Source organism: Streptococcus infantis, from assembly GCF_047463635.1.
Classification (GTDB): Bacteria; Bacillota; Bacilli; order Lactobacillales; family Streptococcaceae; genus Streptococcus; species Streptococcus infantis_W.
Window position 1 is genome coordinate 137,063 of sequence record NZ_JASHDL010000003.1, and the last position, 10,745, is coordinate 147,807.

Sequence of the window (10,745 nt, forward strand, 5' to 3'; positions counted from 1 at the left end):
GTCTATCATGAAAATTGGAATTATAGCAGCTATGCCAGAAGAGCTAGTTTACTTGATTCAACACTTGGACAATGCCAGTGAAGAAAAGGTTCTGGGAAATAGCTATCATACTGGTAAGATTGGTTCTATTGAGCTTGTACTTGTAGAGAGTGGTATTGGTAAAGTCATGTCTGCGATGAGTGTCGCTATCTTAGCGGATCACTTTCAAGTCGATGCAGTGATTAATACTGGTTCTGCTGGTGCAGTGGCAAGTGGAATCGCAGTAGGGGATGTAGTGATTGCAGACAAGCTTGCCTACCACGATGTTGATGTGACTGCCTTTGGCTATGATTACGGTCAAATGGCTCAACAGCCTCTCTATTTTGAATCAGACAAAAAGTTTATCAGCTTGATTCAAGAGAGTTTGTCTAAACTGGACCAAACTTGGCATTTAGGTTTGATTGCGACAGGAGACAGTTTTGTTGCTGGAGAAGATAAAATCAAAGCGATAAAAGAACATTTCCCTCAAGTTCTTGCTGTAGAGATGGAAGGGGCAGCTATTGCTCAAGCAGCTCACGCTTTGAACCTACCTTTCTTAGTCATTCGTGCCATGAGTGACAATGCCAACCATGAAGCATCCCTCTCTTTCGATGAATTTATCGTAGAAGCAGGACGTCGTTCTGCCCAAGCCTTAATGACACTTTTGCAGTCTATAAAGGATTAATAGAAAAATTATTAAGAACACTCATCCAGTGTTCTTTTCTTGTCTAATCACCTAAAGTAATCAGAAGGCTCCTAAGAAAAGTTATTTTCAAACTTTTTTGATATAATAGAAATATTGACTTGAAGAATAAGGAAGAGAAAATGAACGAATTATTAAAGGGAATGAATGACCGTCAAGCCGAGGCCGTTCAAACCACAGAAGGACCCTTGCTGATCATGGCGGGGGCGGGATCTGGTAAGACTCGTGTTTTAACCCACCGTATTGCCTACTTAATTGATGAAAAGATGGTCAACCCATGGAATATCTTGGCCATTACCTTTACCAATAAAGCGGCGCGTGAAATGAAGGAGCGTGCTTATGGACTCAATCCAGCTACTCAGGATTGTTTGATTGCGACCTTTCACTCTATGTGCGTGCGTATCCTACGTCGCGATGCGGACCACATTGGCTATAATCGCAATTTCACGATTGTGGATCCTGGAGAGCAGCGAACGCTCATGAAACGCATTCTCAAGCAGTTGAACTTGGATCCTAAAAAATGGAATGAACGCACTATTTTGGGAACCATTTCCAATGCTAAGAATGATCTGATTGACGATGTAGCTTATGCTGCCCAGGCAGGAGATATGTACACGCAAATTGTAGCTAAGTGTTATACAGCCTATCAGAAAGAACTTCGTCAGTCAGAGTCAGTGGACTTTGACGACTTGATCATGTTGACTTTGAGGCTCTTTGACCAAAATCCCGATGTTTTGACTTATTACCAACAGAAGTTCCAGTACATCCATGTTGATGAGTATCAAGATACCAACCATGCTCAGTATCAACTCGTTAAACTCTTGGCTTCTCGTTTCCAAAATATCTGCGTAGTAGGGGATGCTGACCAGTCTATCTACGGTTGGCGTGGTGCTGATATGCAGAATATCTTGGATTTTGAGAAGGATTATCCTCAAACCAAGGTTGTTTTATTGGAGGAAAATTACCGTTCGACCAAGACCATCCTCCAAGCTGCTAATGACGTTATCAAAAACAATAAAAATCGTCGTCCTAAGAATCTCTGGACTCAAAATGCGGATGGGGAACAAATTGTCTACTATCGTGCTAATGATGAACAAGACGAGGCTGTCTTTGTCGCCAAAACCATTGATGAACTTGGTCGAAGTCAAAACTTCCTTCACAAGGACTTTGCAGTTCTTTACCGTACCAATGCCCAGTCTCGTACAATTGAAGAAGCTCTGCTCAAGTCTAATATTCCTTATACTATGGTCGGTGGAACTAAGTTCTATAGCCGTAAGGAAATCCGTGACGTTATTGCATATCTGAATCTCATCGCCAATTTGAGTGATAATATTAGTTTTGAGCGGATCATCAATGAACCTAAACGTGGCATTGGCCCTGGAACAGTAGAGAAAATTCGTGATTTTGCTAATATGCAAAACATGTCTATGCTAGATGCTTCAGCTAACATCATGTTATCAGGGATAAAAGGTAAGGCAGCTCAGTCGATCTGGGATTTTGCCAATATGATTCTTGATTTGCGGGAGCAACTGGATCAATTAAGCATTACTGAGTTAGTGGAAGCAGTCTTGGAAAAAACAGGCTACGTGGATATTCTCAATGCTCAAGCAACCTTAGAAAGTAAGGCTCGTGTTGAAAATATCGAAGAGTTCCTTTCTGTTACCAAGAACTTCGATGATAATCCAGATAATCAGGAAGAGGAAACTGGCTTGGATAAGCTCAGTCGCTTCTTGAACGATTTGGCCTTGATTGCAGATACAGACTCTGGCAGTCAGGAAACATCAGAAGTAACCTTGATGACGCTCCATGCGGCCAAGGGACTCGAGTTTCCAGTTGTATTCTTGATTGGGATGGAAGAAAATGTCTTTCCACTTAGTCGTGCAGCAGAAGATGTGGACGAACTAGAAGAAGAACGCCGTCTAGCCTATGTCGGTATCACGCGTGCAGAGAAAATTCTCTATCTGACTAATGCTAACTCACGCTTGCTGTTTGGTCGAACTAACTATAATCGTCCAACACGCTTTATCAATGAGATTAGTTCAGATTTGTTAACTTATCAAGGTTTGGCGCGTCCTGCTAATAGTAGCTTCAAAGCATCCTATAGTAGTGGAGGTGTCGCCTTTGGTCAAGGCATGAGCCTAGCACAAGCACTACAAGATCGTAAACGCAACGCAGCTCCAAGATCAATTGAATCAAAAGGACTACCTTTTGGACAATTTGCTGCTGGATCAAAATCGGCTTCTAGTGAGACAAGTTGGTCTATTGGTGATATTGCCCTTCATAAGAAATGGGGCGAAGGAACGGTTCTAGAAGTTTCAGGAAGTGGATCTACTCAGGAATTGAAAATCAATTTCCCAGAAGTCGGCCTCAAAAAACTCCTAGCCAGTGTAGCACCGATTGAGAAGAAGTAGTCAATAGTTTAAGTTTTTGAAGATAAATATGTTTTTCAATGACAACAGATTCATTTGATTCCACAGAGTTTAGTGGTATATAACTATGACAAAGAAGACGAATTTAACACCTTTACAGGTTATTGAAATTGGTAAAAACTTTCATTCTAATAATAAACTTGAGGGTGAATGTGTTTTAGATCCTAACCTTTTAAGATTAGAGCACTCTTATCCATATGAGTTTGAAAAGATGGATTACAAAGGTTCAACATTATGGTTTATGTTAGTTAAGTATCCGCCAAATAATTTTTTATTCGAAGACTATACATTAGTAATTTCAGATAAGGAGGCGAAGGTAGTTTTTTATTTGGATGTAAATGGTCATCCGAGATTTTTTAAATAATAATAGTATGATAAAACTGTTAGCCACCATACCTTTTCTAAAGATAAGAACAAAAAGTTATCTCTGATCACAATCTTGTGATAATTTACATTCTCTTAACAAAAAAGTTTTTTGCTTACACGATTAAAACAAATAGTGTATAATTGAAACTGTTTTTGAAAGACAAACTATAAGAAAAGTCAATAGTTTTATCTAAAATAATTCATGTTTCAATTTGATGATTTTAGAGCACGGCAAAAAGCCCTTGAAAAAGTCCATTTTTTCAAGGGTTATCTTGTATCAAATTCAGAAGTTAGATTACTTTTTGTTCGTCAAAGGGCAGCTTGTTTTTTAGGAGATAAAACAGCGTTCTGATAAGTTTTTTTGCAAGGTGAATGATAGCCACATTGTAATGTTTTCCTTGGTCTAACTTAGTCCTAAGATAGGCTTTAAAAGCAGGTGAAAAGCGAGCACACGCTTTGGCAGCTTGTATGAGTGCCCAACGCAGATGGGGTGAACCCCGTTTGACCATTTTCCCTGCTAAATCGATCTTCCCTGACTGGTAAATAGAAGGATCCAGTCCAGCGAAAGCTTGTAATTGAGCAGGATTATCAAAGGCATGAATATTTCGAATCTCGGCTAAGATGACGGCACCTAAACGATTCCCGATCCCAGTAACCGTCGTGATGACCGAGTTGATCTCAGCCATCAAGTCATTGGCTTGTTTTTCCGCCTTGTCAATGAGTCTGTTATAATGCTTGATGTTTTCAATGATTTCGATGAGTTCGAATTCATGAGCAGGAGATGTTGTTCCGATAGAGAGAGGTGCGACTGAGAGGATATCCTGAATTTTGGATGCAGTCAATCGTTTAATTTCTATCAGATTATCAAATCCTGCCTCAAGCATTTTCTGAGGGCTAGGGTAGCGTGTCAAGAGTTGGTAGGCATATTCTGAATTCTTTCCAACGATCTTATCCAACTCAGGAAAGATGATATCAAGACAGCGAGTGTATTGTACTTTCCAATCAGACTGTTTCTTCTTAAGGCGATGAATATGTCTAGTCAGGATCTTTAGTTCTTCTTTCCGATTATCGTGTTGAAATTGCTCACGATTTGGGTCAGAAAGAAGTTTAAGAGCGATGATACGAGCATCTTTCTTATCAGTTTTGGTCTTGCGAAGTGATAATGATTTAGCAAACTCCTTGATGAGCAAAGGATTGTAGGTATAAACTTTATATCCTTGTTCATGGAGGAATTTCAATAGATTAAAGGCATAATGTCCAGTATCTTCAAGAGCAATGAGGCAGTCTTGATTGAGCTGTCGAAGAGACAGATCTAAGAGTTCAAACCCAGCTCTGGTATTTGAAAAAGTGAGGGGTTTTAGAACAGTTTTTCCTTGAACATTCAAGGCTGTAACATCGTGTTTATTTTTAGCGACATCAATGCCAACATAAAGCATAGGAGTACCTCCAGATATAGTATTCAAGTCCACTTGGTTGTCCACGAACTTTTTGCCTTGTTACCTTACACGAGATAAAACGTCTATGCGTTATCAAACTCATTACCAATTGAAACAAAAAGCTGTGGTTAGAGCCTTTCAGAAATCGTCCAGCGATTGGAGGAAATGAACTAATCCACAGTGGCTTATTCCAAGTGTACCACTTGGGCTTTGGCAGTAGCTAACTGCACTAAATATAATATAAGGAGAAGAAAATGAGTGAAAAACAAATGAAAACATTAGGTTGGATTGCAACCTTTATGTCTGTTATGATGTATATCTCATATATTCCACAAATTATGAACAACCTTGCGGGTCAAAAAGGAAACTTTATCCAACCAGCAGTAGCTGCAATTAACTGCAGTCTTTGGGTATACTACGGACTCTTTAAAAAAGAACGAGATATTCCTTTGGCAGCAGCCAATGCACCAGGTATTGTTTTTGGGATTATTACCGCATTGACAGCTTTATTCTAAAACATAAAGTAAACTCTTCTTCGTATCTAGTTATGAGGGAGATTTTTTCTTTATCCAAAATTCCTAAAAAAACATGATATAATACTATTAGAAAGGTTGGTGTTTATGGCTAGAATACTTATCATTGAAGATAATAATGAGATTCAAGAAATTTTGAGAACTCTTCTTTCTGAGGAACATGAGGTGATTCAAGCTTTTTCTGGTACTGAAGGAATGATTCGTTTTGAGCAAGGCGGCATTGATCTAATCTTGTTAGATATTATGCTTCCTGGAAAAAATGGCGATCAGGTTTTAAAAGCCATTAGACAAGCTAGTTCAGTACCTGTCATCATGCTAACTGCCCTAAGCGATAAAAAGCTCATCAGTCAATATCTCTTAGATGGTGCTAATGATTATATTACGAAGCCTTTTGATTTGGATGAAGTTTTTGCTAGGGTTACGGTTCAATTACGTCAAAATAGTGATAAGCAATCAGCTGAAATCGAACATCCTGACAAGTTGATTCAACAGTTAAAAAATATTCAGTTTGATGCAGATAGTTTTGAAATCAAAAATAGCCAGGAAACTATTCGCCTAGCTAAGAAAGAATGTTTGATTCTCCAAACCTTACTGGGACATCCTAAGAAAATTTTCACGAAAGAAGAACTCTATGAATTGGTCTGGGAGGATACTTATTTACCAGGCGATAATACTCTCAACACTCATTTAAGTAATCTCCGTAAAAAATTAGGCCAACTGGATCCAGAGCAAGAGTATATTGAAACTATCTGGGGAGTTGGTGTTCGGTTAAAAGGAGATGAGCAATGATCTACATTTTACTATCTTTGCTAGTGCTGGTCATTATCCTATTGACGATATGGTTGATTCGCTATCATCTAGCACTCGTTAACTTGAGCCAACAGATTGAAGATAAGATTCTGACTGGAAGTATGAAGAGAATCGGAGTATCAACGTTCTCCAAGGATTTTTTACATCTTTACCAGCAAATCAATCATCTCTTTCAAGAAGTTGAGCAGTCACGCTTGATTATGAAACGTGAAAAGCAGACTTTGGACATGGCTATTAGCAATATTGCACATGATATTCGGACGCCTTTAACGATTGCGTCGGGTTATACTCAGCAATTGCTTAAAACAGAAAATCCTGAGTCTGAGAGTTTGAAAAAAATTTCCCACCATCTCAATCAAGTTTCAAAACGTCTAGAGGCTCTTTTGGACTATCGTCGGTTAATGGAAGGAGCAGTTAAACCTGACTTATCTGAGTTAGAAGTCTCGACATTTATGACGCAAAAATTACTAACCTATTATGATTCTTTTCAAACGGCAAAGATTGACCTTGATTTGCAAGTAGAATCTGGTTTGTATTTACTGACAGATTCGGATTTATTAGACCGTATGTTGCAAAATCTCATTGGCAATGTTTTAAAACATGGGAAGGATGAAGCGAGATTTTCTTTGAAGGAAGTGGATAATCACATTTGTTTGGAAATTTCAAATCTGGTCAAACAACCCATTCGCAAAATTGAAAATCTCAGTCAGCGATTTTACTCTGAAAATCTCTCAGATACAGAAGAATCCTCTGGTTTAGGTCTTTATATTACTGAAGAACTTTCCCATCTCCTTGGAGCAGAACTACAACTAAGTACAGATGGTGCTTGGTTTACAGTTAAGATTCTCTTTTAAAACAAAAAACCTCCTCTTTTTGAATAGAGGAGGTCATTTTTATAAGCTTTTCTTCTTGAATACAGCAAGTCCACTGATGGTAAAGAATAGAATAACAGTCACTGTAACGATAATGGTGTATAGAACAGCTTGACTATAGGCAGTCATGGCATAGGCAACATTTAAGGATAAATAGCGTAAAATCTCAATATCTGGGAATATAAGCATCGGCATTGAAAGCAAGATAGAACTGATTAAATAGCCAATGAAAACAGCCAGATAAGAATGAGTCACATAGAGAATGAAGGAAATAATGGAAAGCCAAGCAAGAAGGCAGAGGAATTGAAGACCAATCGTTAGAAGGAGATTGCCAATAAATCCTTCTGGCATGGTTCCTACTCCGTTTAGGATAGTTGCTGGTACGAAAGCAATAACTAGGCTAATAAGAATTTGCATTAGAGCGATACTGGCTAATACAACAGATTTGGCTAGAAAGAATTCTGTACGAGAAACCCCTACTGTCAAACTGTTTTTATAGAGTTTTCCGATAAGGTCAACTCCCAGAACGAGGCAAGCAAGGATAATACAGAGAAAAACGAGGTTTGAACCTTGACTCGATGCGTTAATCAGGGCTTGCACACCATTCCAACCTTGGGTTGGAATTTCTGATTCTGGGGGCGTTGTATTAACTGACATTAGATGTCCTGTAGCCCCAATAGTAGCTCCCATTAACATGAGTGCAAAGAGAACAATCTCTGTAATCCAAAAACCTTTGGAACGGAAAAGACGGTAAAAGTCTGCTTGAATTGTATGAATCATGATCTTCCTCCTATTTTACTAATTGTGTGAAGTATTCTTCAAGATTTTGACGAGCATAGTAAATCTCATCAACAGCGACATCTGCTAGAGTAAGTTCTTTGAGAATTCGTTTGACATCTTGTTCATGACTAAAAATATGAATCTCATTTTCTGAATTCACAACTTTAAACTCAAGACGCACTTTGTCTTTTAAGATTTGACTAGCTTTTTCTTTTTCACTTGTTTTCAGAACGATATAGTCTTCATTAAGTGTCTCAAATTCGGCCTTACTGATTTCTCGAATGATCTTCCCTTGGTCAAGGATTCCAAATCGATTGGCAACGAGATAGAGTTCTGACAAGATATGACTAGAGATGAGAATGGTCATTCCTAGTTCTTGATTCAGACGTTGAATCATTTGACGAAACTCTTTGATACCGATTGGGTCAAGTCCATTGATGGGTTCATCAAGGATGAGAAAGTCTGGTTTTGATAGGAGAGCAATAGCAATGCCCAGACGTTGTTTCATCCCAAGAGAGAAATCTCGAAAAACTTTTCTACCTGTATCTGATAACCCTACATATTTTAACGTTTCCTGAATGACTTGATCAGCATTTGGGATATGTCGAATAGTACAATAATATTTAAGATTTTGATAGGCTGTTAAATGATTGTGTGCTACTGGGGATTCAATGACTGAACCTACTCGGGATAGGGCTTTGGTGCATTCCTTATAACCTTGACTGGAAAAGAGGGAAATGGTTCCATAGTCAGCAGATAATAATTGGGTAATGATTTTAATCAGAGTAGTTTTACCAGCACCATTCTTTCCGATAAGCCCATAGATATCTCCTTCTTTTACTGAGAGATTAAGATCTTGTAGAATAGGTTGTTTGCCAAATTGTTTGGACAAGCCATGGATTTCGAGGACTGTTTTCATAGTTTTCTCCTTTAGCCTTTAAGATGTTTTATTTTTATAATTCTAGTATAAAGCATAGATATCAAAGAATCGTCAAGCATTTCTAAAGAGTTTCTAAAGTTTTTAAGTTTCTAAAAAATAAAAAGCCCAGTTGGCTAGAAATGCTAGTTGACTGGGCTTATTTTCTACAAAATATATTTCTCAATAGCGCGTGCAACACCGTCTTCTTCATTGCTAGCAGTTACGGCATCCGCGAGAGATTTGACATAGTCGCTAGCATTTCCCATGGCAATCCCAAGCCCTGCAAATTCTAACATCTCAATATCGTTGTTGGCATCACCCATGGCCATGATTTCAGAAGCTTGGATATCCAAAATCTCTGCCAAACGAGAAAGAGCAGAAGCTTTTGTGGTACCGAGTGGCATTGCTTCATAGATAACTGGTTGTGAACGAACTCCGCTAAATCTCTGACAAAGTTCATCAGCAAATCGTTGTTCAAAATCATCTGTTTGTTCTTTTGTACCTAAGAACATGCCTTGGAACATACGGTACTTACCACTAGTAGCTTCTTCCAGTGAGATTTCAGTCAGATCAGCAAAGACGAGTGTCGCATCGTATTTTACGACAGGATTTGGTTCGCCTCCGAGAACGAAGTAGTGTTCCTCGTCAAAGAGAGTCAATTGAACCTCACTTTTTTCTGCAAGTTCATTTAGGTATTCAATGTCTGATTTGCTAAGTTCTCGCCAGTCAACAAGGCCCCAGTCACTAGTTTGGTGGGTAGAACAACCATTGTTGACGATGACGTATTCATTCTGCAAATCTAGTCCTAGTTTCTTGTAGTAGGGAAGAACCCCAAAGAGAGGACGACCAGTACAGAGAACCAGTTTGACGCCTTTTTCGATAGCCTTATGAATGGCATCAATATGAGCCTGAGGAATTTCTTTGGCTTCGTTGAGCAGAGTTCCGTCCATATCAAGGGCAAGTAGTTTAATCATAGTAGTTCCTTTTCACGTGTTTTGTCTATATTATAGCATAATTTAGTGGAAATAAGGATTACTATGTCAATTTAGGACGTTTCAATTACAATTCATGATTGGAAGAAGCTTTTTGGCAAATATATGCTATACTAAATTTGCAATATACTGATAATGGATAAAAAAGCAGAGGACTTGGCATGAAAAAAAGAGTAGTACAGATTTTACTAGCCTTATTGGTAATCATTTATAGGAAGACTTGGTTTTGGTGGATTTTTAATCACTTTTCAGCTAGATTTGTAGTTGCTAGTCGAGAGTATTTCTTGATTCTTGCTTTTTTAGAGCTCATCGTTACTTTTATAGCTATTCTTTATTTACTAGTATTCGAAGGTAGGAAAATTCTTGAGTTGAAGTGGAAATGGAGATATCCAGTTTATTTGCTTCTTGCTTATGGAGTCAATCATCTTTCAGGTATTGTGTTTTCCTTTTTAACCCCAGCCACGTCCAATCAAATGGCTTTAAATGAAATGATTGAGATGACAGGGCGACAAGAGTTGCTGTATTTTTTGCTTATTACTTGTCTGCTAGGACCAATTTCAGAAGAATTGGTTTACCGAGGAGTTCTGATGAATACATTTTTTAAAGATTCACCTTGGTATGGAGATGTTTTACTATCAGCCTGTGTCTTTGGCTATGTGCATGTTGCTGATGGTATAACACCGCTCGCCTTTTTCACCTATGCAAGTGGAGGAGCAATTTTAGCTTTCCTCTACCGAAAAACTCATTCTCTCTATTATCCTATTTTGCTCCATATCATGATTAACATTGCTGCATTTTGGGAATTATGGATTCTCGTATTTTCATGAAGTTAGTGCTTATCAATCAATGCCGGAAATTTCTGGCATTTTTCTTTTCTTGAGATGTTA

11 protein-coding genes are annotated in these 10,745 nt (G+C 38.4%); 7 read left to right on the top strand and 4 right to left on the bottom strand.

Annotated features, from left to right (window positions below; translation table 11 throughout):
• The first annotated feature begins 7 nt into the window (after positions 1-7).
• From QM867_RS03415 to QM867_RS03425, 3 genes are all read left to right on the top strand, one after another.
• Entirely contained in the window at positions 8-703 is a 696-nt protein-coding gene (locus tag QM867_RS03415; protein WP_414315179.1) for a 5'-methylthioadenosine/adenosylhomocysteine nucleosidase, read from the top strand.
• Between the two features lie 140 nt (positions 704-843).
• Complete coding sequence (gene pcrA / locus QM867_RS03420; protein WP_414315180.1) at positions 844-3,132, top strand: DNA helicase PcrA; 2,289 nt, start codon at positions 844-846, stop codon at positions 3,130-3,132.
• A gap of 85 nt (positions 3,133-3,217) precedes the next feature.
• On the top strand, positions 3,218-3,514 hold the full coding sequence (locus QM867_RS03425; RefSeq protein ID WP_248034226.1) for a hypothetical protein: 297 nt from the start codon (positions 3,218-3,220) through the stop codon (positions 3,512-3,514).
• A 292-nt stretch (positions 3,515-3,806) separates the two neighbouring features.
• On the opposite strand, the gene QM867_RS03430 is transcribed toward QM867_RS03425, so the two are convergent.
• Positions 3,807-4,952, bottom strand: coding sequence for an IS110 family transposase (locus QM867_RS03430; RefSeq protein ID WP_414315181.1), 1,146 nt, complete (start codon positions 4,950-4,952; stop codon positions 3,807-3,809).
• A gap of 254 nt (positions 4,953-5,206) precedes the next feature.
• Here QM867_RS03430 and QM867_RS03435 point away from each other — a divergent pair, with 254 nt between their 5' ends.
• The 3 genes from QM867_RS03435 to QM867_RS03445 all read left to right on the top strand — a co-directional run bounded on the left by QM867_RS03435 (position 5,207) and on the right by QM867_RS03445 (position 7,149).
• Complete coding sequence (locus tag QM867_RS03435) at positions 5,207-5,467, top strand: SemiSWEET family transporter (RefSeq protein WP_045614887.1); 261 nt, start codon at positions 5,207-5,209, stop codon at positions 5,465-5,467.
• Positions 5,468-5,572: 105 nt separating this feature from the next.
• Positions 5,573-6,274 (top strand): response regulator transcription factor, encoded by a 702-nt coding sequence (locus tag QM867_RS03440; protein WP_049548950.1) that lies wholly within the window; start codon positions 5,573-5,575, stop codon positions 6,272-6,274.
• On the top strand, positions 6,271-7,149 hold the full coding sequence (locus QM867_RS03445; RefSeq protein WP_371607722.1) for a sensor histidine kinase: 879 nt from the start codon (positions 6,271-6,273) through the stop codon (positions 7,147-7,149). The genes QM867_RS03440 and QM867_RS03445 overlap by 4 nt, the downstream gene beginning before the upstream one ends.
• A gap of 39 nt (positions 7,150-7,188) precedes the next feature.
• Here the strand turns inward: QM867_RS03445 and QM867_RS03450 are convergent, their stop codons facing one another.
• The 3 genes from QM867_RS03450 to QM867_RS03460 form a co-directional block, all read right to left on the bottom strand.
• Positions 7,189-7,947, bottom strand: coding sequence for an ABC transporter permease (locus QM867_RS03450; protein WP_371607723.1), 759 nt, complete (start codon positions 7,945-7,947; stop codon positions 7,189-7,191).
• Positions 7,948-7,957: 10 nt separating this feature from the next.
• Positions 7,958-8,866, bottom strand: coding sequence for an ATP-binding cassette domain-containing protein (locus QM867_RS03455; protein WP_414294491.1), 909 nt, complete (start codon positions 8,864-8,866; stop codon positions 7,958-7,960).
• Between the two features lie 164 nt (positions 8,867-9,030).
• Entirely contained in the window at positions 9,031-9,840 is an 810-nt protein-coding gene (locus QM867_RS03460) for a Cof-type HAD-IIB family hydrolase (protein ID WP_281334938.1), read from the bottom strand.
• Between the two features lie 179 nt (positions 9,841-10,019).
• On the opposite strand from QM867_RS03460, the gene QM867_RS03465 reads away from it, so the two are divergent.
• Positions 10,020-10,685 (top strand): lysostaphin resistance A-like protein, encoded by a 666-nt coding sequence (locus QM867_RS03465; RefSeq protein ID WP_414273409.1) that lies wholly within the window; start codon positions 10,020-10,022, stop codon positions 10,683-10,685.
• The last annotated feature ends 60 nt before the right edge of the window (positions 10,686-10,745 follow it).

Coding starts and splice junctions, on each gene's coding strand:
- QM867_RS03415 (WP_414315179.1), top strand. CDS start 8: ATGAAAATTGGAATTATAGCAGCTATGCCAGAAGAGCTAGTTTACTTG.
- pcrA (WP_414315180.1), top strand. CDS start 844: ATGAACGAATTATTAAAGGGAATGAATGACCGTCAAGCCGAGGCCGTT.
- QM867_RS03425 (WP_248034226.1), top strand. CDS start 3,218: ATGACAAAGAAGACGAATTTAACACCTTTACAGGTTATTGAAATTGGT.
- QM867_RS03430 (WP_414315181.1), bottom strand. CDS start 4,952: ATGCTTTATGTTGGCATTGATGTCGCTAAAAATAAACACGATGTTACA.
- QM867_RS03435 (WP_045614887.1), top strand. CDS start 5,207: ATGAGTGAAAAACAAATGAAAACATTAGGTTGGATTGCAACCTTTATG.
- QM867_RS03440 (WP_049548950.1), top strand. CDS start 5,573: ATGGCTAGAATACTTATCATTGAAGATAATAATGAGATTCAAGAAATT.
- QM867_RS03445 (WP_371607722.1), top strand. CDS start 6,271: ATGATCTACATTTTACTATCTTTGCTAGTGCTGGTCATTATCCTATTG.
- QM867_RS03450 (WP_371607723.1), bottom strand. CDS start 7,947: ATGATTCATACAATTCAAGCAGACTTTTACCGTCTTTTCCGTTCCAAA.
- QM867_RS03455 (WP_414294491.1), bottom strand. CDS start 8,866: ATGAAAACAGTCCTCGAAATCCATGGCTTGTCCAAACAATTTGGCAAA.
- QM867_RS03460 (WP_281334938.1), bottom strand. CDS start 9,840: ATGATTAAACTACTTGCCCTTGATATGGACGGAACTCTGCTCAACGAA.
- QM867_RS03465 (WP_414273409.1), top strand. CDS start 10,020: ATGAAAAAAAGAGTAGTACAGATTTTACTAGCCTTATTGGTAATCATT.